The organism is Rheinheimera tangshanensis (assembly GCF_014645135.1).
Taxonomy (GTDB): Bacteria; Pseudomonadota; Gammaproteobacteria; order Enterobacterales; family Alteromonadaceae; genus Pararheinheimera; species Pararheinheimera tangshanensis.
In genome coordinates this window covers 131,525-156,204 of the sequence record NZ_BMLH01000003.1, presented here as the reverse complement: position 1 = coordinate 156,204, position 24,680 = coordinate 131,525, and the positions used below count along the sequence as shown (strand labels likewise).

Annotated in this window: 22 protein-coding genes; 6 read left to right on the top strand and 16 right to left on the bottom strand. The window is 46.5% G+C overall.

Annotation, left to right across the window (positions count from 1 at the left end; genetic code table 11):
• Window positions 1-4: 4 nt before the first annotated feature.
• The 11 genes from IEW88_RS07945 to pspA all read right to left on the bottom strand — a co-directional run bounded on the left by IEW88_RS07945 (window position 5) and on the right by pspA (window position 10,735).
• Entirely contained in the window at window positions 5-1,147 is a 1,143-nt protein-coding gene (locus tag IEW88_RS07945; RefSeq protein WP_053423634.1) for a homogentisate 1,2-dioxygenase, read from the bottom strand.
• Between the two features lie 2 nt (window positions 1,148-1,149).
• Window positions 1,150-2,214, bottom strand: coding sequence for a 4-hydroxyphenylpyruvate dioxygenase (hppD, locus tag IEW88_RS07940; RefSeq protein ID WP_147903806.1), 1,065 nt, complete (start codon window positions 2,212-2,214; stop codon window positions 1,150-1,152).
• 216 nt (window positions 2,215-2,430) lie between these two features.
• Window positions 2,431-3,993 (bottom strand): transcriptional regulator TyrR, encoded by a 1,563-nt coding sequence (tyrR, locus tag IEW88_RS07935; protein WP_147903807.1) that lies wholly within the window; start codon window positions 3,991-3,993, stop codon window positions 2,431-2,433.
• A gap of 173 nt (window positions 3,994-4,166) precedes the next feature.
• Window positions 4,167-4,508: a 4a-hydroxytetrahydrobiopterin dehydratase gene (locus IEW88_RS07930; RefSeq protein ID WP_053423638.1), complete on the bottom strand. Its 342-nt coding sequence runs from the start codon at window positions 4,506-4,508 to the stop codon at window positions 4,167-4,169.
• Window positions 4,509-4,535: 27 nt separating this feature from the next.
• Entirely contained in the window at window positions 4,536-5,336 is an 801-nt protein-coding gene (phhA, locus tag IEW88_RS07925) for a phenylalanine 4-monooxygenase (protein ID WP_147903808.1), read from the bottom strand.
• A gap of 264 nt (window positions 5,337-5,600) precedes the next feature.
• Window positions 5,601-6,815 (bottom strand): methionine gamma-lyase, encoded by a 1,215-nt coding sequence (gene megL, locus IEW88_RS07920; protein ID WP_147903809.1) that lies wholly within the window; start codon window positions 6,813-6,815, stop codon window positions 5,601-5,603.
• A 139-nt stretch (window positions 6,816-6,954) separates the two neighbouring features.
• Window positions 6,955-7,968, bottom strand: coding sequence for a TIGR01620 family protein (locus IEW88_RS07915; protein WP_147903810.1), 1,014 nt, complete (start codon window positions 7,966-7,968; stop codon window positions 6,955-6,957).
• Complete coding sequence (locus tag IEW88_RS07910) at window positions 7,965-9,344, bottom strand: YcjX family GTP-binding protein (protein ID WP_147903811.1); 1,380 nt, start codon at window positions 9,342-9,344, stop codon at window positions 7,965-7,967. The genes IEW88_RS07915 and IEW88_RS07910 overlap by 4 nt, the downstream gene beginning before the upstream one ends.
• 57 nt (window positions 9,345-9,401) lie before the next feature.
• Window positions 9,402-9,812, bottom strand: a complete 411-nt coding sequence (gene pspC, locus IEW88_RS07905) for an envelope stress response membrane protein PspC (RefSeq protein WP_053423642.1) — start codon at window positions 9,810-9,812, stop codon at window positions 9,402-9,404.
• A complete protein-coding gene (pspB, locus tag IEW88_RS07900; RefSeq protein WP_008898263.1) occupies window positions 9,805-10,041 on the bottom strand; it encodes an envelope stress response membrane protein PspB in 237 nt (78 codons plus the stop codon). The genes pspC and pspB overlap by 8 nt, the downstream gene beginning before the upstream one ends.
• A gap of 25 nt (window positions 10,042-10,066) precedes the next feature.
• Window positions 10,067-10,735: a phage shock protein PspA gene (pspA, locus tag IEW88_RS07895; RefSeq protein ID WP_053423643.1), complete on the bottom strand. Its 669-nt coding sequence runs from the start codon at window positions 10,733-10,735 to the stop codon at window positions 10,067-10,069.
• Between the two features lie 183 nt (window positions 10,736-10,918).
• Between pspA and pspF the strand changes: the two genes are divergently transcribed.
• The 6 genes from pspF to IEW88_RS07865 are packed head-to-tail and all read left to right on the top strand — an operon-like array spanning window position 10,919 to window position 17,282.
• Window positions 10,919-12,001 carry a phage shock protein operon transcriptional activator gene (pspF, locus tag IEW88_RS07890; RefSeq protein WP_147903812.1) on the top strand — a complete coding sequence of 361 codons (1,083 nt, stop codon included), beginning with the start codon at window positions 10,919-10,921 and terminating at the stop codon, window positions 11,999-12,001.
• A complete protein-coding gene (sapA, locus tag IEW88_RS07885) occupies window positions 11,998-13,614 on the top strand; it encodes an ABC transporter substrate-binding protein SapA (RefSeq protein WP_147903813.1) in 1,617 nt (538 codons plus the stop codon). Before pspF ends, sapA begins: the two co-directional genes overlap by 4 nt.
• Window positions 13,611-14,630, top strand: a complete 1,020-nt coding sequence (locus tag IEW88_RS07880) for an ABC transporter permease (RefSeq protein ID WP_221411389.1) — start codon at window positions 13,611-13,613, stop codon at window positions 14,628-14,630. The genes sapA and IEW88_RS07880 overlap by 4 nt, the downstream gene beginning before the upstream one ends.
• The gene (locus IEW88_RS07875; protein WP_147903814.1) at window positions 14,630-15,523 is read left to right on the top strand and encodes an ABC transporter permease subunit; all 894 of its coding nucleotides are present in this window, start codon (window positions 14,630-14,632) and stop codon (window positions 15,521-15,523) included. The genes IEW88_RS07880 and IEW88_RS07875 overlap by 1 nt, the downstream gene beginning before the upstream one ends.
• A complete protein-coding gene (locus IEW88_RS07870) occupies window positions 15,523-16,515 on the top strand; it encodes a peptide ABC transporter ATP-binding protein (protein WP_147903815.1) in 993 nt (330 codons plus the stop codon). The genes IEW88_RS07875 and IEW88_RS07870 overlap by 1 nt, the downstream gene beginning before the upstream one ends.
• Entirely contained in the window at window positions 16,512-17,282 is a 771-nt protein-coding gene (locus IEW88_RS07865) for an ATP-binding cassette domain-containing protein (protein ID WP_147903816.1), read from the top strand. The genes IEW88_RS07870 and IEW88_RS07865 overlap by 4 nt, the downstream gene beginning before the upstream one ends.
• 83 nt (window positions 17,283-17,365) lie before the next feature.
• Here IEW88_RS07865 and IEW88_RS07860 read toward each other — a convergent pair whose 3' ends face one another.
• The 5 genes from IEW88_RS07860 to clpP form a co-directional block, all read right to left on the bottom strand.
• The gene (locus IEW88_RS07860; RefSeq protein WP_147903817.1) at window positions 17,366-19,279 is read right to left on the bottom strand and encodes a SurA N-terminal domain-containing protein; all 1,914 of its coding nucleotides are present in this window, start codon (window positions 19,277-19,279) and stop codon (window positions 17,366-17,368) included.
• 187 nt (window positions 19,280-19,466) lie between these two features.
• Entirely contained in the window at window positions 19,467-19,739 is a 273-nt protein-coding gene (gene hupB, locus IEW88_RS07855; protein ID WP_008898812.1) for a nucleoid-associated protein HU-beta, read from the bottom strand.
• Window positions 19,740-19,947: 208 nt separating this feature from the next.
• Entirely contained in the window at window positions 19,948-22,344 is a 2,397-nt protein-coding gene (lon, locus tag IEW88_RS07850; RefSeq protein WP_053423648.1) for an endopeptidase La, read from the bottom strand.
• A gap of 147 nt (window positions 22,345-22,491) precedes the next feature.
• Complete coding sequence (gene clpX / locus IEW88_RS07845) at window positions 22,492-23,766, bottom strand: ATP-dependent protease ATP-binding subunit ClpX (RefSeq protein ID WP_053423649.1); 1,275 nt, start codon at window positions 23,764-23,766, stop codon at window positions 22,492-22,494.
• Window positions 23,767-23,831: 65 nt separating this feature from the next.
• Window positions 23,832-24,437 carry an ATP-dependent Clp endopeptidase proteolytic subunit ClpP gene (clpP, locus tag IEW88_RS07840; RefSeq protein WP_053423650.1) on the bottom strand — a complete coding sequence of 202 codons (606 nt, stop codon included), beginning with the start codon at window positions 24,435-24,437 and terminating at the stop codon, window positions 23,832-23,834.
• Window positions 24,438-24,680: the final 243 nt, after the last annotated feature.

Here is a 24,680-nt window from a genome sequence, read left to right as displayed (position 1 = left end):
ATCCTTACACACTGGCCGGTTTGATTTTCCAGCTATTCACATAGTCCGGGTTTTCAGTGGCTAAAGCGGCGTCCCCGACAAAAAGTGCATCGCGGGTGTCCAGCATCACGGCCACTTCATCGGTAAATTTCTTCTTGTACTCACGGCCCGCAGCAAAGGCTTTGGGATGAGGCCCATGGGTAAAGCCTGCAGGGTGGAAAGTCACCATGCCACGCTCAATATTGTCACGGCTGAAAAAATCACCAGCATGGTAAAACAGCACTTCGTCGTAATCGTCATTGTTATGATAAAACGGCACTTTTAATGCGCCCGGATCGCTTTCAATAGGGCGAGGTACAAAAGTACAGACCACAAAACGCTGTGCAACAAAAGTAGTATGAGCTGACGGCGGTAAGTGATACCTGTGGCTCATTAAAGGCCGGATATCCCGCCAGTTAATCCGCATCACCGCCAAATCACCGTGCCAGCCAATCGCATCCAGCGGATTGTAAGGGTACGTAATTTGCGACACCTCACCGTGACGTTTCACCTGTACCCGGCTTTGCTGCTCGCTGTACTGAGCTTTGAACGCTTCATCTATTTTTGGTGTGTCAATCATCGCCGCATCAAAAATGGCATGATTGCCAACCAGACCTTTTTCCGGTAACTGGAAAGAATCGTTGGTGGCTTCAATCATCAACAAAAACAATGGCTCTGTCACTTCTAAACGCCACATAGTGGAACGTGGGATCACCACATAATCACCATCACGCAAGCTTAAATGACCATAGTCACAAAAAAGCTCCGCCGCACCTTCGTGGACAAACAGCAGCTCGTCACCGTCGGCATTGCGCACCAGATAATCCATCGACTCTGTTAAACGCCAGGTACGCATTTTACAATGTGCATTGTGCAATAAAGTCGGCACTTGCCATGGCGATACGTTGTGATTTCCCGCTATGTCGTTAAAGTTATACAAACGTGGTTTTAACGGCCCTTCCCAGTCACTCCAGCCCGTTGGGGCGTGGGTATGATGGAAATGGGTGGCTGGGCCAAAAAAGCCACTACGACCCACTTCACGCTCATAGATGGCTCTGTCTGGAAAATCAGCATGAGCCTGACGGGAAACTTCACCTTCTTTTAGCGGAAAAGATGCCCATTTACGCATAATTAAATCACTCCACGGCGAATTTGATCTTCTTCAATGGATTCAAACAGAGCTTTAAAGTTGCCTTCGCCAAAACCTTCATTGCCTTTACGCTGGATGATTTCAAAGAATACTGGGCCAATCACAGTTTGGGTAAAGATCTGCAATAAAATACCGTCTTTCATCGGGGCACCGTCAATCAGAATACGCAGCTGTTTTAACTGTTCCAGATCTTCAGTATGCCCCTCTACACGGGCGTTCACACGCTCATAATAAGTATCAGGCGTTGGCATAAAATCCATACCACGTTGGCGCAGGGTTCGCACCGTCTCGTAAATATTATCTGTGGTCAGGGCGATATGCTGAATACCTTCGCCTTTGTATTCGCGGATAAATTCTTCAATTTGAGATTTATCATCCGAAGACTCGTTGATTGGAATACGAATTTTGCCACATGGCGCTGTCATCGCCTTAGACACTAAGCCCGTCAGCTTGCCTTCAATATCAAAATAACGGATTTCGCGGAAGTTACCTATACGCTCATAAAAACCAGCCCACACGGCCATATTGCCACGGCGGACGTTGTGCGTCAGGTGGTCAATGACTTCTAATCCAACCTGGTTTTTTGCCATTTCAGCTTGCCAGTTATCGTGGAATTTGAAATCCACGTCGTACACTGAGTTTTGGCCATAACGGTCAACAAAATACAGCAGGCTGCTGCCGATACCGTACACAGCAGGGATATTCAGCTCCATAGGGCCGACCTGATTCTGATACGGCTTAGCACCGTTAGCAATAGCATGTGTTAAGGCTTCAGCTGCGTCTTTCACGCGAAACGCCATAGCACAAACGCTTGGGCCGTGTTCTGCGGCAAACTGCTCAGCTTGGGAATTTGGCTGACCGTTCACAATAAAATTCACATCACCTTGTTTGTATAACCAGGCCTCTTTCGAGCGGTGTTTGGCGACTTCAGTAAAGCCCAATGATTTAAACAGCTGCTTCAGATCTGCAATACCCTGCTCTGTCGCTGCGGTGTATTCAACAAATTCAAAACCATCGGTGCCCAAAGGGTTAATAGGGTCAAACATAAAAGTCTCCAGACAAAAATAATGCAAGTTTGTGCTTATCTTGCGCTTGCCGGATAAAAAAGGAAGAGAGGCCTGAAGGATGACTAAAAGGCTAAAAAAGGTCTGTTTTGTACAAAAAACCTGACAAAAACATCATTTTGCTGAAATATGAAGCAAAAAGGCCCTAAAACGAGCTTTAAGGCCTTTGATTTGTAGAGCAAATCACACAATACGTATCTAAATTTTTACGCTCTTGCGGTTAATACCGTATTCGCGCAGTTTATTGGCGACAGCGGTGTGACTTAACCCTAGTTTTTTCGCCAATTGACGTGAACTTGGATAAGCCGGATAGAGCTTCCTGAGCAAATCAGCCTCAAAATTTCGCACCGCTTCATCCAAAGTACCGTCAAAGTCTTTTTCCAGATAACCAAAGTCACTGGTGTAGCTTGGCAGCTGCATATGCTCTTTGTCCAGCTCATAGCCTTCGAGCAAAGTGACGGCCCGGTACAAGGCATTTTCTAACTGGCGCACATTACCTGGCCAGGGGTAGTGCTGCAGGAAATTGGCACAGGAATCGGTTAATTTGGGGGCTTTGCGGCCTAAACGAGCAGCAAAACGGGCAATAAAAAACTCAGCCAAAGGCACAACATCCTGCTTACGCTCCCGCAATGGCGGTAAGTTTAGCGTCAGTACGTTAAGACGATAGAACAAGTCTTCACGAAATTTGCCTTCCTGCACCATAGTGGGTAAGTCTTTTTGCGTGGTACAAATCACCCGCACATCGACTTTGACTTCGTTTTCATCACCGACACGGCGGAAACTGCCATCCTGCAAAAAGCGAATAAGCTTAGTTTGCAGCTCACGCGACATCTCCCCGACTTCATCAAGGAAAACGGTGCCTTTATTGGCCTGCTCGAAAATACCTTTCTTGGCCTCACTGGCGCCAGGAAAAGCATTGGGACCATGACCAAAAAGCTCAGACTCAGCCACTAAATCCGGCATAGCAGCCACGTTGACTGCTAAAAAAGGTTTGCCTGTTCTGCTGCTGGCAGCATGACAAGCTCGGGCTAATACTTCTTTACCCGTGCCAGTTTCCCCCATAATCAAAATAGGGGCATCCAGCTGAGCCATTTTCTTGGCTTCACGCACCACTTTGCGCATTAAATTGCTGTGGGCATGTAAGTTATTAAAGCTTTCCTGATCGCCTTTTTTAAACACCACCATCTGCTCGCCTAACCGACTTTCAGATTTTAAGTTCAGTACAGCGCCAGCCAGAATATCTTTGCCAGAATCATCCGGTACCAGCACAGGCAATAAATCGGCGATAAAACGTTTGTTTTGGATCTCGACTCTGCGGGTTTGCGCCAGTACATCCTCACTTTCCAGCCAACGACTTAAGTTAAAACCTTTGACCATAGCAGTCAGGGATTGACCTTCAATAGCACTGCGCTCCATCGACAAAGCTTCAAGCGCCGCTTCGTTAATAATGGTGACATTAGCACGAGTATCTATTGCAATAATGCCATCAGGCAAAGTGCGTAATAAGGTGCTGAGCTCATTGTGTTCGCGCTCGGATGGCATAAAAGCTGTGGTTTTGACATCATCCACACCTGTAATGCGGCGGATTTTCGCCATCAGCTCCTGAAACTTCTCAAACTCGACCGTTGGGAAGGATACAAAAATCCGGCCAAGGGCTGGATCCACCTCGATACCGCGTAAATCCAACTGATAACTCACCAGGATATTTAACACTTCCTGGGTGATCCCCAGCCGGTCCTGGCAATGAATTTCTAACCTCATGATACAAAACCACCTTATGCTTTTGCTTGATTCCAATCATACGGTAAAGAGGTTCGGGCAGACCAGTATTATTTGTAAAGAAATATGCACAACCCCTTGGGATATGGGAGATATAGAAGTTATAGGATGCAATAAGGAAAAAGGCCTGCAGAAGCAGGCCATAAAGGTCGGTGTTAAGAAACTAACAAGGCATCCGTTTTAGCGGCGCAGATAAAATCGTTTTTATGCAGGCCTTTGATTGAGTGTGACCACCAGGTGACGGTTAACTTGCCCCACTCCAACAATAAAGCCGGGTGATGACCTTCATCTTCCGCTAACTGCGCTACCTTCTGATGGAACGCCCATGCCAGTTTAAAGTTCTTAAACTTAAACTCACGCTCCAATTGCAAAATGCCGTCACGTACTACTGGAGTCCAGTCCGGGATTTGGTGCATTAACACAGCTAATTCTTCATCCGACACCTTAGGTGCATCGGCACGGCAGGCTTCACATTTGGCTTGTTTTAATTCAGACATTTTCTCATTCTCTATAGTTGGCCGCTTTTAGCTGACCTTTTTTTCTTTAGGCGGAAATTTCGGTGCATGCAAACCCAAAGTCCGGGCTTGTTGTACCATCGCCATCAAATCCAACTGGGATACGTCAAATAAATCGTTAATCGAATTAATCATAAAATACACAGGCTGCATAATGTCGATACGGTAGGGGGTACGCAACACATCGACCACATCAAAGGTCTTACGCTCTGGCACGTCTGAGCCAATAGCATACTGAGTTTCACCAGGTGAGGATAAAATACCGCCGCCATAAATCCGTAAGCCGTCTTTGCTATTTAATAAGCCAAATTCGATAGTAAACCAGTACAAACGAGCCAGATAGACACGGTCTTCTTTGCTGGCGGCTAAGCCCAGTTTGCCATAGGTATGGGTAAATTCAGCAAAAGCCGGATGGGTCAGCATGGCGCAGTGACCAAATATTTCGTGGAACACATCAGGTTCCTGCAGGTAATCAAATTCTTCCCTGCTTCGAATAAAAGTGGCTACCGGGAATTCTTTATTGGCTAGCAGTTGGAAAAACCGATCAAAGCTGATCAAAGCCGGCACTTCTGTGACTTTCCAGCCTGTTGCTGGCTCTAATACTGCGTTAATTTCAGCAAGCTGCGGAATACGATCCAATGGCAGATTGAGTTTTTTCAGTCCATCCAGATATTCATCACAAGCCTTCCCTTCAATGCAAGACAACTGACGCTGCATTAATTCAGACCAGATTTGATTTTCTTCAGCAGACCAGTGAATAAAGCCATCTTGATCCGACTGGTGCGATACGTATTTACTAGATTTGCTCATAGAACCCTGTTGTTTTTCTTTATTCTACCCAACGTAATTGGTGATGCAGTGTGGCAACAGGTGTGTGAGCCCCCAGGAGCATAGCCATCCTATGTGACTGGGACGAGAACACGCACTTAACAATGCTGCAGCTTCAAGTACGAAGGGTAAACGGGCTTTGCCCTTTAGTTGCGGCCGATACTAGAGGATTGGACAACAGCTGTTAACCCATGCTCGAGTTGACGTTAACGTCAACTCTGTTGTTTTTGTAAAGCAATGGTTACATTAAACTATTGCGATCTGCTGGCGTTGCTGCATCAGCGTCAGTGCCTGCTTCAGGTCGGCAATAATATCTTCAACATGCTCAAGCCCTACCGAAATGCGAATTAAACCATCACTGATCCCTGCCATCTGCCGCTCCTCGGCAGTATAGGGACTATGAGTCATAGACGCTGGGTGCTGAATAAGTGACTCCGCATCGCCAAGGCTGACTGCAAGACTAAGTAATTTGCATTGGTTGATAAAATAACGACCATCATCCAGACTGCCATTCAGTTCAAAGGCCAACACGCCACCGGCAGCTTTCATTTGTTTGCCGATAAATTTATAACCCGGATGTGATTTTAAACCCGGATAATAGACCTGGCCTATGGCCGGATGAGCTTCAAGGAATTCCGCTACTTTTTGCGCATTCTGACAATGCCGTTCCATCCGCACCGACAAGGTTTTTAAACCACGGATAATCAGCCAGGCATCATGGGGGCTAATGGTGGCGCCCATATCTTTTAAGGTAGTCAGTTTTATCTGGGTAATGCGTTCAGTGCTGCCGACAATGATGCCTGCCACCACATCGCCGTGGCCGTTCAGGTACTTGGTCGCGCTATGTAAAATAAGGTCTATGCCGTAGTCGGCTGGTTTTTGCAGTAAAGGCGTCAGGAAGGTGTTGTCGATCACCGAAATCAGTTGGTGCTGTTTGGCAAACTGACCGATAAACTCTAAATCCAGCACAGTCAGAGTAGGGTTTATCGGCGTTTCGGCAAAAATCATTTGGGTGTTGGGTTTTAGTGCTTGTTTGATGGCGTTATGGTCCGTCATATCAACAAAACTGACCTCTATACCGTAGCGGGCAAACTGATGGTTAAACAACGCAAAACTACAGCCATAAATGGCTTTGCTGGCAATCAGGTGATCACCTTGCTGTAAAAAAGCCATAGTAGCCGCTGCCACAGCGCCCATACCTGTGGCTGTCGCAGCGGCATCTTCCATGCCTTCCAACGCCGCAACTTTTAGCTCCAGCTCACGTGTCGTTGGGTTGCCTAAACGGGTGTAGATATAACCAGGCTCTTCGCCGGCAAAACGGGCTGCGCCTTGTTCGGCGCTATCAAAGACAAAAGTGGAGGTCTGGTACAAAGGCGTGGCTAAAGCACCATGGGGGTTTAAACCAGTTTTTCCGGCATGGATACATACCGTATCGGGATGACTGTACTGCTGCTTACTCATAAAAACACCTGTTGTGACTACTGTTTTATTTTTTATGAGTTTTTTATACCGAGCAGGTCAGGTAGCGACAAGGCATATAGACATCTGACGGTCTGAAGCAGCACCGTCAGTTTGGCTAGAAACGACAAGAGATGTAGCGTTAAGTTGACAAAGATTCCGTCTTCCCCAATAAACGCCGTACTAAGGCTTTGCTTAAATCCAACAAACTTAGTTTCTTGTTTTGCGCCAATGGTAAAGGGCGTAGCAGTTGCTGTGCAGCTAAACCTAAACGGGCCACCAGCATACCGGCTATTAAGCCTTGCCCTGCACGCATTGATAATTTGCTGGTCAGCTCAGCCCCCAGCATATCGGAACCCAGATCCAGCGCCAGCTCTGAACTTCCCGCCCATAACAAAGCAGCAAATAGCCGTTTTATTAAAAGCAGACTGCGGAGTTGCCCGAAAGAGGCACCATAAGTTTCAGCCATTTGGCGTAATAATTTGCTGGTGCGCCACATCACCAGCAGCATATCGGCCAGAGCAAAAGGGCTGACCGCCACAGCAATAGCGGCATCAGCCGAAGCCTGATGAATTTGTTGACGCACTTTTGCATCGGCTTTACTCAGTACAGTAATTTCAAACAGCTCCAACAGTTCCTGATCGCTGTGTTCTGCTTGTTTTTGAGCTTTCCAGCCCTCCACATCCTGTTTTGTAGATTCAGGTAATACGGCAGCAATATCCAGACAGAGCTGTTGTGCTTCACCGTATTGGATACTGGCATGAATACGCTGATGAGCTTGCTGCCAGCTGCGGGTTTTGGCTAAACGTCGCCATAAGCGCCATTCCCGTGTCAGCAATAAGCTGCCTAACGTTAATAAAGCGGCGCAAAATAAGGCTTCCAGTACAGTGCTTATACCTGGCGCTATAAAAGCCTGTTGAATAGTTGTCACAGCACTGTACAAAGCCACAACCACTAACAGCACCACACTACTGATCCCAGCCCACATCAGCCCCGACACTCTCTTGCGTTTTGGTGGTTCTGGTTCAACCTGTGGTTCAACCACAAAATCTGCCTGCTCAAACTGCACAGCCTTTGCCATAGGCAGTTCTGAAACTGCATCCGAGCCAATAAAATCGGCCTCTTTAAAGCGTTTTGCTTGTTTTAAATCTGTCATGTCAGTTTATCTCCTAACAGGTACTCCAGCAGATGATCCAGACGGATATGTTGCAGTACTTGCTGTTTAGGCCATGGCAAAGGCGCCAGGGACTGAAATTCAAAATGATGTTCGGTAAATAGCTGATGATCCGGCCAGTAGCGCGGCACATCACCCGGATAATAGGTCAGTGCTTCTCCTGTTGTTGCGCTAAAACCTCGTAAACACGCTTGCTGCAAACCGTTTTGTTTCACAAAACCTGCTTCGCTGGCTTTAATAGCCGCTATCGCCATCACCTCGTAAGGGCAGAGTTGAAACTTTACACTCTGCAGATGCTGCAACAAGAGCTGCTGCAATAGCAACGTCAGTGCCTGATGTTGATCCGGCGTAACATGGTCGGCTTTACTAACAGCAAATAACACCTTACTGATCCGAGGTTTGAAAATACGCCGCAGCCAGTGCTCCGGGCCGTAATCAAAGCTTTGTAAAATCAACAACAAACTTTGTTTCAACTCTAAAAGTGCCGACTCACCTGCATTCAATGCGCCCAAAATATCAACCAGCACCACCTGACGGTCTAAACCTGAAAAGTACTGGCGGTAAAAAGGCTCAATCACCTGAGTTTGATAACTGGCAAAATGCTTTTGCATTAAGTCCACCAAAGCACCACCTTGTGCCAGTTGTTCTGGCAGCAAAGGCAGCAGTTGCAGTAAAGGCGTACCTTCAAATTCACCAGGCACCAGTAATCGGCCAGGCTGATTTAAATAAGCACCTGCGACTTCACGGAATTGCTGCAACAAGGTACTGTATTCACCGCATAACTCCTGCACAGAAAGTACCGAAGCATCATTCAAATCAATAGTTCGCAGTTTCTGCTTAAAACTCTCTGCAGTAGCCGCTCTGTGGGGTTGCGCAAACAGCAACCAGCTTTGCTCACACCACTGCTGGTAACTTTGTTGCAGCATAGGCAAATCCAGCAGCCACTCCCCCGGATAATCCACCAGCACCAGTTCGGTCTCCTGATAATCCTGAAAACGGGCGCGCAAGCTTGATTCGCTCTGATAACGCAACGCTAAGGTCAGTTGACTCCAGCCAACAGTAGACGGAGGCCAGCAGGCAGGTTGTTGCTGCAGGTAACTTAAGTTTTTTTCAAAAGCAAAACGTGGCAGTTGCGGCAACTGATTATCATCAATCCGGGCGCCTAACCAACGGTTTTGCATCACGGAAAAAAATGGTAGATGAGAAGAGTGACTCTGGGTCAACTGGTGCACTATCGCAGTCAAGAGCGCAGTTTTTCCTGCGCCGCTTAAGCCAGTTACGCCCAGTCTGAGCTGACGGTGAAAGGTGCGCTTCGTCAGTTGTTCTGAATGCCAGCGCGCCTTTTTTAACCAATCCATGCAGTGATCCTATATGGCGTCTATTCGACGGGTCGACAAACTTATTCCCTGCTTTAACTATAACTTGCTGATTTCTCTGTTCAGTTGAAACTTGGCAGAGGTGACATGAGTTTCCATGTCGCGTAAGCGTAATTCCAGACTGTTAAACTGATTCATCAGGTGGTGTAAAGCCGATTTAGGTGCTTCACCCCGTTGCCATACCCTGGTTTTTACTTCCACAGGGCGCTCATCGTAAGAAGGTTCGGTCAGGCCTTTTTTCGCTTCATGCACTGATTTCTTTTCCAGAATAAACCAGGCAGCGACGTATAAAACAGGTAACAAACCACCTAAACCTAACAACACCGAAGTGACCACAATCAAGCGCACTAACCACACTTCCCAGCCGAAGTAGTCTGCAATACCTGCACAGACCCCGGCCAGTTTGCCGTTGCGGTCATCCCGCAACAGCTCTTTGCGTATTTTAGTCATGTTTCTCTCTCCACTTCGGTGATTCCGCATCTAAAATCGCTTCCAGCGTTTTGATGCGGTCCGCCATTTTCTCGGCGCGATGAGACAACTCATTCAGTTGAGCCAGTTCACTGTCCCCCAAACCTTCACCAATTTTGTTTTTGCTTCTGTAGTGCATAAACACCCACAGTGGCGCTACAAAAATCATGAACAGGATGAACGGTATACCAATGACCTCACTAATTTCCATTTTTAGCTCCTACAACGCCTGATAATCAGGCGTTATCTTTTTTAGACATTTTAGCTTTTAATTCAGCCAGTTCGTTATCGATTTTGTCAGATGATGCCAGTTCTGCAAACTCATCTTTTAAGGTCTTTTTGCCTAAATCGTAGGATTCAACCTGAGCTTCCAGCGAATCGATTTTTTGTTCATAACGTTCAAACTTGTACATGGCATCGTTTAAACGAGTGCTGTCTAAGGTACGTTTTACATCCAAACGGGAGGATACCGTTTTCTGACGCATCAGCATGGCTTTCTGACGGGCTTTGGCATCAGCCAACTTATCCTGCAGCTGACCCACTTCATCCTGTAATTTGCTGACATGTTCATCTAAATGAGTGATGTCAGCCGCTACAGCTGCAGCCTGGTCGGCTGCTTTCTGACGTTCAATCAGTGCAGCACGAGCTAAGTCTTCACGTTCTTTGCTTAAAGCCAGTTCAGCTTTCGCCTGCCAGTCGGCTACTTCAGCTTCTAATTTAGCCACGACACGTTGCAGTTCTTTTTTCTCTGCGATGGTTTTGGCTGAGGTAGAACGCACTTCAACCAGTGTGTCTTCCATTTCCTGAATAATCAGGCGGACCATTTTTTCCGGATCTTCTGCTTTATCTAATAAAGCATTGATGTTGGAGTTCACGATATCTGAAAAGCGAGAGAAGATACCCATAATGTTTTACCTCTAAATGACTTGTTGGATTCGCTATTATCTATTCAGTTTTCTTGCCAACTTGCCAAAACAACTTAACCTATTGTTTTATATTAATTTTATTTATATCACAAAAAGACTATGCCAAGCTCATGTTATGAAATACACTACTTATTAGTTAATTTCACCACTTCGTGAACCCAGATGAGCAGAAGTTTTCAGCAAGACAATTTAATAGGCCAGTCCAACAGCTTTTTAAACGTATTGGATCAGGTTTCGCAAATCGCACCTTTGCATAAACCTGTGTTGATCATCGGAGAAAGAGGCACAGGTAAAGAGCTGATTGCTGCCCGCCTACATTACCTGTCCCAGCGCTGGGATCAAAACTATTTAACGCTCAACTGTGCGGCTCTGAACGAAAACCTGCTGGAAAGTGAACTGTTTGGCCATGAAGCTGGGGCTTTTACTGGTGCAGCCAAACGCCATGAAGGCCGCTTTGAACGGGCCAACGGCGGCACCTTATTTCTGGATGAATTGGCGAACACTCCTGCTATGGTGCAGGAGAAGTTACTGCGTGTTATTGAATATGGCGAGTTTGAACGAGTCGGTGGCAGTCGCTCAGTGAAAGTGGATGTGCGTTTAATTTGCGCGACCAATGAAGACTTACCTTCGATGGCTGAACAGGGTGAATTTCGTGCCGACTTACTGGACCGGCTAGCCTTTGATGTGATCACCTTGCCCCCGATGCGGGAAAGACAAGAAGATATTCTGGTATTGGCCGAGCATTTTGCCGTTAATATGGCGCGGGAGCTGGGGTTTGAGCTTTTTAGTGGTTTCAGCGAAAAAGCCAAACGTGCCCTGCTGGAGTACGATTGGCCAGGTAATGTGCGTGAACTGAAAAACGTGGTGGAGCGCAGTGTCTATCGCACCAATAATCCTTACGTACCGGTGCATCATATTCAGCTTGACCCTTTTGAATCACCATTTCGGCCCAGAACCCGGGTTCGTACTTTAGATCGCAGACCACAACCAGACAAAGCAGTGGTAGCATCCAAAGAGCAAAGCAGCGATAATTCGCCCGCTTTAGCAAAGACGACATCAGCTTTTGATTTTAATCAGGTGCAGGATTTTAAAATCCTATCTGAACACTTTGAAATGGACTTAATCAAACAAGCCCTTGCTGCGAATCAGTTTAACCAGAAGAAAACCGCTGAAGCATTGAATCTGACCTATCATCAGTTACGTGGTTATATGAAAAAGTACAAACTGCTGGACAGCCAACAATGATCAAAGCCTTACTGAGCCTGATGGTTCCCTGCGGCTCACTCTTAATACTCAGCGCCTGCCAGCCTGATATCCCGGAAACTATTCAGCAAGGTATGGTGTACTGCGCCGAAGGCTCTCCTGAAAGCTTCAACCCACAGCGGGTTACCTCTGGTACTACTATTGATGCGATTAGTCAGCAATTATATGACCGACTGCTGGATATTGACCCTGCGACAGGCGAATTGTTGCCCGCACTTGCCACTGCATGGCACTTAAGTGAGGATGGTAAAACCTACTGGTTTACCTTACGCTCTGATGTGCAATTCCACCACACTGCGTTTTTTTCTCCAGGCAGAACCTTAAACGCCGACGATGTAACTTTTACTTTTAACCGTATTTTGCAAACCGAACATCCGTACCATCAGGTCGGCGGAGCAAATTATCCGTATTTTCAGAGTGTTGGCTGGGATTCTTTGGTCAAAGCCGTAGTGGCAGAAAACAGCACAACAGTGCGCTTTGAACTGGCTCGTCCTGACAGCTCATTTTTATCCAATCTGGCGACTGATTTTGCTGCCGTTTTATCTGCCGAATACGCCAAACAATTACTGCAACAAGGCAAACCTGAACTGCTGGATCAAAGACCCATAGGCACAGGACCTTTTTTCTTTAAAGAGTATAAAAAGGATCAGTTTATTCGTTATTACCGCCACCCAGAATACTGGCGCGGTAAAACAGAGCTCACTCAGCTGGTCTTTGATTTGGTACCTGACAATGCCAAACGTATGGCCAAATTATTAACTCATGAATGTGATGTGGTGGCTTATCCACGTAATGCTGAACTGAAACTCATCACCGAACGGCCTGATGTCGAAGTACAAAGCCAAACCAGTATGAACGTGGGCTTTTGGGCTTTTAATACCAAAAAAGCGCCTTTTGATAATGTGCTGGTACGAAAAGCTCTGGCTTATGCCATTAATAAAGATGCGATTTTAGAAGCCGTTTATTTTGGTTATGCGGATAAAGCGAAAACTATACTGCCCCCGACCTCCTGGGCTTTTTACCATGACTTGCCTGAACAGCAGTATGACCCGGTCAAAGCCAAAGAGTTGTTGGCTCAGGCTGGCTTTGCCAATGGTTTTCGTATGGATATCTGGGCTATGCCAGTGCAACGTTTATACAATCCGAATGCGTTAAAAATGGCAGAACTGATGCAGGCAGATTTAGCAAAAATTGGGGTAAGGGCCAGCATAGTGTCGTTTGAGTGGAATAGCTTCAGACGTAAACTCTCTGAATTTGAACATGATTCAGTATTGATTGGCTGGTCAGCTGATAATGCAGATCCTGATAATTTCTTCCGTCCTTTATTAAGTTGCAGTGCAGCAGAGTCTGGTAGCAACAGAGCCAACTGGTGTGATCCTAATTTTGACAACCTGATTAATCAGGCACTGTTAACCGCTGATGTAAAACAAAGGCGCAGTTTTTATTTAACAGCTCAGCTTTATCTGGATGAACAAATGCCTTTAGTCAGCATTGCTCACTCCAAACGATTTCAGGCCAAAAGCATCAACGTAACTGGAGTGACCATTAACCCGTATGGTGGTATTTCGATGGCTCGGGCGAGAAAATCCTTATGATGCTGCATTATTTTTTACGCCGTGCTTTTTTAATAGGCTTTGTATTTGTTGCCCTGACAGTATTAGCCTTTAGTTTAAGTTACCTGTTCCCCGGCGATGTGCTCACCAACGTATCAGGACTCAGCAGTATTCAACCTGAACAGCAGCAAAACCTAATTCAGTATTACGCTTTAGATCAGTCACTGCTTCAACAGTACATCGCTTATCTAAACCGCATATTAGATGGTGAATGGGGCTTGTCATTCTCTAGCCAACAACCTGTTTTATCTGAAATTATCGCTGTATTTCCGGCCACATTAGAACTGGCAAGTTATGCACTGCTCCTCTCTTTTGTCTTAGGTATTCCTTTAGGTTTATTTGCTGCCGTTAAAGCCGATAGCTTTTTGGGTAAGCTGATTTCCGCTATCACACTGGTCGCGTATTCCATTCCTATTTTTTGGTGGGCGCTGCTACTGATTATGTTGTTTTCGCTGACACTTGGTGTGTTGCCAACGGCCGGGCGTATCAATGTGTTGTTCGATATCCCAACTACTACAGGTTTTATGTTGCCGGATATCTGGTTATCCGATATCGCTTATAAAGCTGAAGCCACTCAGGACGCTTTACGACATTTACTGCTACCTGCCGTAGTGCTGGCTACTTATCCAACCACAGTAATGATCCGTTTTACCCGCGACTCTATGCTGGCTGTGCTGGAGCAAAGCTACATTAAAACAGCACGAGCTAAAGGCTTAAGCCGGGCTCAGGTGTTGTATCACCATGGGTTACGTAACGCGCTTTTGCCGGTGATCCGACAAATTGGTCTGCAGTTCAGCACCCTGATCACCCTTGCAATGATCACCGAAGTGATTTTCTCCTGGCCCGGTATAGGTCAATGGCTACTGGACAGTATCTATCAGCGCAATTATCCGGCTATTCAAGGCGGCTTACTGGTCGTATCCTGCTTAGTGATCGTCGTGAACATGCTGACTGAAATCCTGCATACCTTGTTTAACCCACTGGCCAGGAAAGCATAATGAAAAAATTCCGGCTGTATTTTGAGGAACAGAACCGCGGGCCTTTGACCCAGCTGTGGCAGCAGTTTCAACGCCAGCATGCTGCCGTTTTGGGTTTGGTGATGTTTTCGTTTTTTTTGTTGTTGACTATCTTTGCCCCCTTGCTCACCCCTCACAATCCGTACTTACAAAACCCGGATCTGCTGTTACTGGCGCCGTCCTGGAGCGATCAGGGGTTAGTGCAATACCCTTTTGGTACCGATGATTTAGGCCGGGATCTCATGTCGCGTCTGATGAAAGGCGCGACTTACACCTTTGGTATAGCACTGGTTACAGTGATTGGCTCTTTGCTGATGGGTCTGGCACTGGGTGCTATGGCGGGCATGAGCAAAGGCGTTAAATCCAGTATTTTTAACCATGTGCTGGATTTGGCGTTAACTATCCCCTCCCTGCTGCTGGCTATTATTATAGTGGCCGTATTGGGCCCGGGGCTGTGGAATACCACCTGGGCTATTATGCTGGCGCTGTTACCGCAATTTGTGCACGGTATTCGTAATGCGATACAAGATACGTTAAAACAGGATTATGTCGCTGCTTACCGGCTGGACGGCGCGTCAAACTGGCAAGTGTTACGTTACGCAGTGTTGCCTAATATCTGGGAGCATTTAACTGTAATGGCGACCATGGCACTTTCGACCGCTATTCTGGATATCGCAGCTTTGGGCTTTTTAGGCTTAGGTGCTCAGGCTCCAACCTCTGAGTGGGGGGTGATGATAGCTGACGCGCTGGACTTAATTTATCTGGCCCCCTGGGCCATAGCGCTGCCGGGTATTCTGGTGTTTGCGTCTGTTTTATCGGTGAATCTGGTGGGTGATGGCTTGCGCACAGCAATGAAAAAGCGGCGGGAGAACTGATGATTCTGCTCGATATTAAAAATATGACGATAGAGCTGGAGACGCCGGAAGGCCTTATTCGCGCAGTGGATAGGATCAATCTGACTATACGAGAGGGCGAGATCCGTGGCTTAGTCGGTGAATCCGGTTCAGGCAAGAGTTTAATCGCCAAAGCTATAGTGGGTGTACTGAATAAAAGATGGCATATCACAGCTGATCGTTTTAGTTGGGCTGGCCAGGATTTATTGCGTTTGTCCTATGAGGAACAGCGCAAAATTATCGGCCGCGATATTGCGATGATTTATCAGGAACCCAGCCGCAGCATGGACCCAACAGCCCCAATTCTGGAGCAGCTGATAGAGTCTATCCCGGATTCAGAGCTGGAAAGCAGCTGGTGGGGCCGGCCTTTTGAACGGCGGAAAAAAGCCATAGCTTTGCTGCATAAAGTGGGGATCCGCGACCATCAGGCGATTTTCAACTCATACCCTTATCAGTTGCCTGAAGGGGTGTGTCAAAAGATCATGATCGCCATGGCCATAGCGAAAAAACCCAAACTATTGATCGCAGACGAGCCAACGACAGCCTTAGAAAGTACTACTCAGGCGCAATTATTCCGCTTACTGGCCAGCTTTAATCAGCTCAAAGGCATGTCTATTCTATTAATCAGCCATGAACTGGAAACTGTAGCGCGCAATACTCAAACCTTGAGTGTGCTTTATTGTGGTCAGTTGGTGGAAGCTGGAGAAACGGCCACTATTCTTAAATCGCCGTTACATCCTTATACCGATGCATTAATCAAAAGTGTGCCCGAATTTCAGCCGGAGCTTATCAGTAAACAACCTTTGTATGCCTTACATGGCAGTATTCCTACGTTGCAGCACTTGCCTATAGGCTGTCGTTTAGGCCCACGTTGCCCTAATGCCCGCAAAGAATGTGTCAAAACGCCTGTGCTGGAGCGTTTGCAAAATCATTATTTCAGTTGCCATTTTCCGCTGCAGGGTAAAAAGTTATGACCACCCCTTTACTGGAAATCCGCCAGCTATATAAAAGTTATCAGAAAGCCCAGGGCATTTTTGGCCGTAAAACCATTCAGGCTCTGTCAGATATCAGTTTCAGTCTTTACCCTGGGCAAACCCTGGCTATTGTCGGTGAAACCGGCTCAGGCAAAAGTACACTGGCAAAATTACTGGTGGGGATAGAAAAACCAGACAGTGGTGAGATCCTGCTCGAGGGGCAGGCTGTCACCATCAGTGACTATAAAAAATACAATCACGTCATTCGTTACATCTTTCAGGACCCTGCCCGTTCGCTGAACCCTCATCAGAAAGTCGGACAAATGCTGGACGATGTCTTGCGATACAGCACGCAACTGAATGAAGAACAACGTCAGGATAAGATCCATCAAACCTTGCAACAATTGGGCTTAATGGAAGAACACGCAGACTATTACCCCCATATGTTCTCTGGCGGTCAATTACAGCGCGTAGCGCTCGCCAGAGCCCTTATTATGGATCCTAAGCTATTGATACTGGATGAAGCTTTAACAGCGTTAGACCCATCACTACGAGCTCAGATCGTAAACTTATTGCTGGAGCTACAAAAGAGCACGGGATTATCCTATTTATTGATCACTAACCACCTGCGTCTGGTACGGCATATCAGTGACCACATGCTCGTGTTACATCAGGGCAAAGCGCTGGATTATGGCCAAACCAACGAAGTATTCAGCAACCCGCAACATGACTACAGCAGGAAGTTGATTAAAAGCGCGCAAAGCTAAGAGCTGCAGTGCGCCTAAAAGCGAACATAAAAAAACCAACCTTGCGGTTGGTTTTTTTATGTTCGGGCTAACTACGACTGAGATTATTCGTCAACTGTCGCAGCTGGCAGTGAGCGGGTAATTTCGGCATTAGCTTTTAATGCGGCCAATAAAACACCAAAACTACTTTGCGCTTTCTGATCAGCAAACTGTTGTAACTGCTCAACCGGAGGCTTGGTTGTGACTTCAGTATCAGTCACTTTTGTCACTGCAACCAAAGCAGCATCACCACTGGCCAGATTTAACATAGCGACAGTCGTAGGCTGGCCTTCTGTAGGTTTGGCCAGTTCAAAGGCTTTAGTACGGATATCCGAATCAATATCACCACCAAAACGAGTGACAGCAGCTTTGCTTTCCAACGTCAGCTTCGCAGCGGCAACCACGTCAGCCAAAGGCTTACCTGCAACTACTTCCGCTAACATAGCTTCAGCTTTAGCCTTAGCCAGCTCAGAACTTTCGCTTGCAATAACAGCAGATTTCACTTGCTCTTTGACTTCTTCAAACTTCTTCGTGGTTTCAGGCTGATGTGCATTTACCCGCACCACTACAACATGCTGTGGAGCTACTTCAATCACGTCACTGTTTACACCAGCATTGATAAAGTCTTCAGAGAATAGAGTTTCCAGCACTTTAGGTGCTGTTAGTTCAGCGGGTGCATTTGCGCGACTGAAGGCTGGCACAGAGACCACTTTCGCACCTACAGCATCTGCCGCTTCTTGCAGGCTGTCTGCGATTTCAAAACTCTTTTCACCTAACAACTGCTGCAGTTCAGTAAATTTCTCAGCCGCTTTTTCTTCTTTCACTGTTGCCAGAATTTGCTCTTTGACATCAGCAAAAGCTTTAGTGGAACCCGGCTGAACTTCGGTCAGTTTGATGATGTGGTAACCAAACTCGGTTTTCACGACAGGACTGATGTCGCCAGCTTTAGTCAGAGCATAAGCTGCTTTTTCAAACTCAGCATCCATCACGCCTTTTTCGATAAAGTCTAAATCACCGCCTTTTTCTGCAGAAAAAGTATCAGCAGATTCTTTTTTCGCCAGTTCAGCAAAATCAGCACCTTGCTGTAATTGTGTCGCTATAGCTTCTGCCTTAGCTTTGATTTCTGCATTCTCGTCAGCAGACTCTAACAGGATATGTGACACACGACGACGCTCTTCAGTCTGGTAACGCGCCTGATTGGCATCGTAATAAGCTTGCAGATCAGCATCAGCCACAACCACTGATTTCGCAATGTCAGCAGCAGTTAACTCAACATAGTCGGCTGACACAGTTTCTGGCGATACGAACTGATTGATGTTGCTTTGGTAATAGTCCTGCAACAGCTGATCATTCATTTGAACAGCAGAAGCAAAATCAGCGGCTTTTAACACAGCGTACTGAATATCGCGGCTTTGTTGTTGCAACTTAGACAGCAACTGCATTTCAGACACTGTTGCAAATTCTGAACCTGCTAAACCAACCACCAGCTGGTTGGCTGACATTTGCGCTCGCAAATAATCACGGAACTGGTTTGGCTCATAGCCGTTTTGACGCAGCAGCGCTATGTAACGGTCGTTGTTAAACACACCGTCTACCTGAAACTCAGGCATAGCACGGATAGTGTCACGCAATACATCATCGCTGACCATTAAATCTAACTGTGTGACAAGCTGACGCTGCAGTTGTTCGTCAATCAGTTTTTCCAGCACAGAACTGCGGAAATTATTCATATAGTTGCTGTCAGCTGACAACATACCAAACATCTCACCAAACTGCTGCTGCATTCTGGCTCTTTCATTTTGGTAAGCGGTGTCGAACTGAACTTTGGTTATTTCATCGCCGTTGACTGTGGCAACAGGTACTTCGCTGGTGTTGCCAAGATAACTGCCAACCCCGGCTAAAGCGAACGTCAGGATCACAAAACCAAGAATGACCTTGGCGATCATGCCCTGCGAACCATCTCTGATCTTTTCTAACATTGTATCTACGTCTCTTTTGGCAACTTTTGGTTGTCTTAAAAAAAAAGCGCATCTTAGCAGATACGCCTTTTTCATAAAAGCTGTGGCAGCGTCAGGCTTAATGCGTTTTGCTTTTCTCTGCCCGTATCACTTGGACCCGGCAGAACCATCAGCTTCATAGGCCTGGCTGGTCAGCCAGGCGTTCAGCTTAGTTTACGCTGTCTTTCAGCGCTTTACCTGGCTTGAACGAAGGAATTTTCGCAGAAGCGATTTGGATAGTTTCGCCAGTTTGTGGATTACGGCCTGAACGTGCAGCGCGCTCGCGAACTGCAAATGTACCAAAACCAACTAAGGCTACTGAATCGCCTTCCTTAAGAGCCTCAGTAACAGCGTCGATGAACGCGTCCAGAGAACGACCAGCTGCCGCTTTAGAAATGTCTGCACCAGCAGCGATTTTGTCGATAAGTTGAGACTTGTTCACAATATCATCCCCTTCAATTGTTATTATTTTCAACAACTACAGTAATTTACTTTGTCGTAGTAGCGTGTTTGTTATATCAAGCCTGATGTGGGCTTGCAAGCACAAAACGACGCTCTACAAAAATTTCTGTTAGGCCACAACCCTTGCAGGACAAGGGCTGCGTCGAAACTGCCCATAACTTAACACAGCCAGAGCAATTGAAAAGCCCCTAAGCCGGATTTTTTACGCTTTTTTTGCTTTTTGTTGGATTTTTTTCCACTTCAAGCACTGACATGCCGGTTGGCGGCTCTTGCAGAGCCAATTCCAGCACTTCGTCAATCCATTTTACCGCACGAATTTCGATATCGCCTTTGACGTTATCCGGAATATCTTTTAAGTCCCGAACGTTGTCATGCGGTATTAAAACCCGTTTGATGCCACCGCGGTGTGCAGCAAGCAGCTTCTCTTTCAGGCCACCTATCGGCAGAACTTCGCCACGTAAGGTAATTTCACCTGTCATGGCGACATCGGCCCGCACCGGGTTGCCTGTTAAGCTCGATACCAAAGCAGTCACCATAGCAATACCTGCGCTTGGACCATCTTTTGGAGTCGCCCCTTCTGGCACGTGCACGTGAATATCACGTTTCTCATAGAAGTCTTCGTTAATACGCAGCTTCTCAGCACGGCTTCGAACTACGGTCATGGCGGCCTGGATCGACTCTTTCATCACATCGCCTAAAGAGCCTGTGTACGTCAGTTTGCCTTTACCTACCACAGCAGCAGCTTCAATCGTCAGCAAGTCACCGCCGACAGAAGTCCAGGCTAAGCCAGTCACCTGACCGATACGGTTACTGTCTTCGGCTTTACCATAGTCATGACGCTGCACACCTAAGAAATCCTCCAGATTGTCCTGGTTGATCACCACTTTCTTCAGGTTTTTGTCCAGCAGAATGTTTTTCACTGCTTTGCGGCATAACTTGGAAATTTCACGCTCTAAGCTACGCACACCAGCTTCACGGGTGTAATAGCGGATAATGCCGATAATTGCGCTGTCTTCAATCTCAATTTCGTGAGGTTTTAAACCGTTGCGTTCAATCTGTTTGTTGATCAAATGCTGCTTGGAAATATTCAGCTTCTCATCTTCGGTGTAACCCGCTAGACGAATCACTTCCATCCGGTCCAGCAAGGCTGCCGGAATATTTAAGCTGTTCGATGTGGCAAAAAACATCACGTCGGATAAGTCGTAATCCACTTCCAGATAGTGGTCCGAGAAGGCGGTATTTTGCTCTGGATCTAACACCTCAAGCAAAGCTGCAGCCGGATCACCACGGAAATCAGAGGCCATTTTGTCAATTTCATCCAGCAGGAACAGCGGGTTGCGTACGCCAACCTTAGCCATTTTCTGAATGATTTTGCCCGGCATAGAGCCAATGTAGGTGCGTCTGTGACCACGGATTTCCGCTTCATCACGCACGCCACCTAAAGCCATACGCACATATTTACGGCCTGTTGCTTTAGCAACAGACTGACCCAGTGAAGTTTTACCTACGCCTGGCGGTCCGACTAAACATAAAATCGGGCCTTTTAATTTGTTGACACGCTGCTGCACGGCCAGATATTCCAGAATGCGTTCTTTGACTTTATCCAGACCATAGTGGTCCGAGTCCAAAATACGTTCTGCGCCTGCCAGGTCTTTTTTCACCTTGCTGCGCTTTTTCCACGGCACATTAGTCAGCCAGTCGATATAGCTGCGCACTACTGTGGCTTCAGCCGACATAGGCGACATCATTTTTAACTTTTGCAGTTCAGCCGTCGCTTTAGTGCGGGCTTCTTCCGGCATTTGCGCCTGTTCGATTTTCTTCGACAGAGTTTCGAACTCATCCGGTGTATCTTCCAGCTCGCCCAGTTCACGCTGAATGGCTTTCATTTGCTCATTCAGGTAATACTCGCGCTGGCTTTTTTCCATCTGCTTTTTAACACGGCTGCGAATACGGCGCTCGACTTGCAGAATATCGATTTCGCTTTCCATCATCGCCATCAGGAACTCTAAACGTTCCGTCACATCGATGATTTCTAATACCTTCTGCTTGTCATCAACTTTTAATGGCATATGGGCAGCCATGGTATCAGCCAAACGTGCAGCGTCATCTATGCCAGAAAGCGCAGTCAGCACCTCAGGTGGGATCTTTTTATTCAGTTTGATATAGCCTTCAAACTGATTGACGGCAGAGCGTAAAATCACTTCCTGCTCGCGGCTGTCCATTTCCGGTGTCGGAATCAAATCCACATAAGCGGCGAAAGTGTCTTCTGTATCAGTAAATTCAACTAATTGAGCGCGTTTACCGCCTTCCACCAGCACTTTGACCGTGCCATCAGGAAGCTTAAGTAATTGCAAAATAGTGGCGACAGTACCCACCTGATACAAGTCAGTATCTTTAGGGTCATCCAGCGTGGCGTCTTTTTGCGCAACTAAAAAGATTTGTTTCTCTTTTTCCATCGCGGCATCCAGGCATTTGATGGATTTAGCCCGGCCAACGAACAGCGGGATCACCATATGCGGATAAACGACCACGTCTCTTAATGCCAGTACAGGCATATGCAAACGTTCAGTCTTTGCTACTGTCATGAAATCTCTCTCGAATTATTTACTGCAGGTGACATGATTCAACAGTATATGGGGGCTGTTTATGTCACTTCAATGAGTTAGCGCGGTAAAAATGGGGTCAGAGTAAAATTAAATCGGCGATTTAATTTTACTCTGACCCCAATTTACTTACACAGAAGCTGCTGCTTCTACTGTCTCGTATATTAATATCGGCTGAGACTCGCCGCGGATCACTGTCTCATCAATAACAACTTTGCTGACATGCTCCATAGAAGGTAAGTCGTACATGGTATCCAGCAAGACGTTTTCGACTATTGAACGCAGACCACGGGCACCTGTTTTACGCTCCATGGCTTTTTGCGCTATGGCTTTGAGCGCATCTTCACGGAACTCCAGCTCGACATTTTCCATTTGGAACAAAGCGCCAAACTGTTTCACCAGCGCGTTTTTCGGCTCGCTTAAAATTTGCATCAATGCGGCTAAATCCAGTTCAGTTAAAGTCGCCACCACAGGCAGACGACCAATAAACTCAGGGATTAAACCGTATTTGACTAAATCTTCCGGTTCCACATCTTTAAAGCTTTCGGTCAGGGTACGGCTTTGTGAGGTTGCACGCACTTCAGCACCAAAACCTATGCCTGAACCTTTAGCGCAGCGCTGTTCAATGACTTTATCCAAACCAGCAAAAGCGCCACCACAGATAAACAGAATTTTTGAGGTATCAACCTGTAAAAACTCTTGCTGTGGATGTTTACGGCCACCCTGAGGCGGAACTGAAGCCACAGTACCCTCAATCAGTTTCAGCAGTGCCTGCTGCACACCTTCACCCGATACGTCACGGGTAATAGATGGATTGTCAGACTTGCGTGAAATTTTGTCGATTTCATCGATATAAACAATGCCACGTTGAGCTTTTTCTACATCGTAATCACATTTTTGCAGTAACTTCTGGATAATGTTTTCGACATCTTCACCAACATAACCTGCTTCAGTTAAGGTGGTAGCATCGGCCATAGTAAATGGCACATCCAGTAAACGGGCTAAGGTTTCGGCCAATAAAGTTTTACCGCTACCTGTAGGACCAATCAGCAGAATATTACTTTTGCTCAGCTCAACATCCTGTTTGTGCTGCATGCTACGTAAACGTTTGTAGTGGTTGTAGACCGCTACTGCCAGAACTTTTTTCGCATGCTCCTGACCTATGACATAGTCGTCCAGATGAGCACGGATCTCTTTTGGCACCGGCAATTTATTGCTGTCGCGTTTTGGCGAAATATCTTTGATTTCTTCGCGAATAATATCGTTGCACAAGTCGACACATTCATCACAGATATAAACCTGTGGGCCAGCAATCAGTTTGCGCACTTCATGTTGTGATTTGCCGCAAAAAGAGCAATACAACAACTTGCTGCTTTTCTCGCCATCAGAGCGATGATCAGACATGTAACTTCCTCTTCCACTACAGAGGGATGGCTGGCTTCGCGCCCCTATCCACCCCTGAATTAAACTTACTTCGCATCCCTTTGAGTTAATATGGCATCGATTAGGCCATATTCCAAGGCTTGTTGTGCACTTAAGAAGTTATCACGCTCCGTGTCTTTACAAACCTGTTCATAAGTTTTGCCACAATGCTCTGCCATCAAACGATTTAATTTCTCTTTGATGGTCAGGATTTCACGGGCATGAATTTCAAAATCTGTGGCCTGGCCCTGGAAACCACCTAAAGGTTGATGGATCATCACACGAGCGTTTGGCAACGCATAACGCTTGCCCTTAGTACCACCAGATAATAAAAAAGCACCCATACTGCAAGCCTGACCGACACAGACGGTAGCAATATTTGGCTTTATGTACTGCATGGTGTCGTAAATCGACATGCCGGCAGTGACAGAGCCGCCTGGTGAATTGATATAAATATAAATATCTTTTTCCGGGTTCTCAGATTCTAAAAATAACAGCTGAGCGACAATCAGGTTTGCCATATGGTCTTCAACCTGACCCGTTAAAAAAATCACCCGCTCTTTTAATAAACGCGAGTAAATATCAAAAGAACGCTCACCCTTAGCGGTTTGTTCAATAACGATAGGAACTAAGGCATTCACTAATTCATTCATTCTCGGCTCAAATGCCATAATGCGGTTTCCTTAAAAAGAGGGGCTGTATCCAGAGCCTAAATAATTGATGTTGCAGAGCCGCGACGAATGCTCAGAGCCCGATGAACATAGCACTCCTATGTGATTGGGGTGAGAACGTGCAGTCAACAATGCAGCGGCTTCAAGTACGACGGCTCTAAAATAAAAATGGCCCGAACTATGATGCTCGAGCCATTAAAACTGCCTGACAAACAGATGTCAAAT

Coding starts and splice junctions, on each gene's coding strand:
- IEW88_RS07875 (WP_147903814.1), top strand. CDS start 14,630: ATGAAAAAATTCCGGCTGTATTTTGAGGAACAGAACCGCGGGCCTTTG.
- IEW88_RS07860 (WP_147903817.1), bottom strand. CDS start 19,279: ATGTTAGAAAAGATCAGAGATGGTTCGCAGGGCATGATCGCCAAGGTC.
- IEW88_RS07910 (WP_147903811.1), bottom strand. CDS start 9,344: ATGGATTGGTTAAAAAAGGCGCGCTGGCATTCAGAACAACTGACGAAG.
- lon (WP_053423648.1), bottom strand. CDS start 22,344: ATGACAGTAGCAAAGACTGAACGTTTGCATATGCCTGTACTGGCATTA.
- hppD (WP_147903806.1), bottom strand. CDS start 2,214: ATGTTTGACCCTATTAACCCTTTGGGCACCGATGGTTTTGAATTTGTT.
- IEW88_RS07915 (WP_147903810.1), bottom strand. CDS start 7,968: ATGACAGATTTAAAACAAGCAAAACGCTTTAAAGAGGCCGATTTTATT.
- IEW88_RS07865 (WP_147903816.1), top strand. CDS start 16,512: ATGACCACCCCTTTACTGGAAATCCGCCAGCTATATAAAAGTTATCAG.
- clpX (WP_053423649.1), bottom strand. CDS start 23,766: ATGTCTGATCATCGCTCTGATGGCGAGAAAAGCAGCAAGTTGTTGTAT.
- megL (WP_147903809.1), bottom strand. CDS start 6,815: ATGAGTAAGCAGCAGTACAGTCATCCCGATACGGTATGTATCCATGCC.
- IEW88_RS07930 (WP_053423638.1), bottom strand. CDS start 4,508: ATGTCTGAATTAAAACAAGCCAAATGTGAAGCCTGCCGTGCCGATGCA.
- clpP (WP_053423650.1), bottom strand. CDS start 24,437: ATGAATGAATTAGTGAATGCCTTAGTTCCTATCGTTATTGAACAAACC.
- pspF (WP_147903812.1), top strand. CDS start 10,919: ATGAGCAGAAGTTTTCAGCAAGACAATTTAATAGGCCAGTCCAACAGC.
- IEW88_RS07945 (WP_053423634.1), bottom strand. CDS start 1,147: ATGCGTAAATGGGCATCTTTTCCGCTAAAAGAAGGTGAAGTTTCCCGT.
- IEW88_RS07880 (WP_221411389.1), top strand. CDS start 13,611: ATGATGCTGCATTATTTTTTACGCCGTGCTTTTTTAATAGGCTTTGTA.
- pspB (WP_008898263.1), bottom strand. CDS start 10,041: ATGGAAATTAGTGAGGTCATTGGTATACCGTTCATCCTGTTCATGATT.
- pspA (WP_053423643.1), bottom strand. CDS start 10,735: ATGGGTATCTTCTCTCGCTTTTCAGATATCGTGAACTCCAACATCAAT.
- phhA (WP_147903808.1), bottom strand. CDS start 5,336: ATGAGCAAATCTAGTAAATACGTATCGCACCAGTCGGATCAAGATGGC.
- IEW88_RS07870 (WP_147903815.1), top strand. CDS start 15,523: ATGATTCTGCTCGATATTAAAAATATGACGATAGAGCTGGAGACGCCG.
- tyrR (WP_147903807.1), bottom strand. CDS start 3,993: ATGAGGTTAGAAATTCATTGCCAGGACCGGCTGGGGATCACCCAGGAA.
- pspC (WP_053423642.1), bottom strand. CDS start 9,812: ATGACTAAAATACGCAAAGAGCTGTTGCGGGATGACCGCAACGGCAAA.
- sapA (WP_147903813.1), top strand. CDS start 11,998: ATGATCAAAGCCTTACTGAGCCTGATGGTTCCCTGCGGCTCACTCTTA.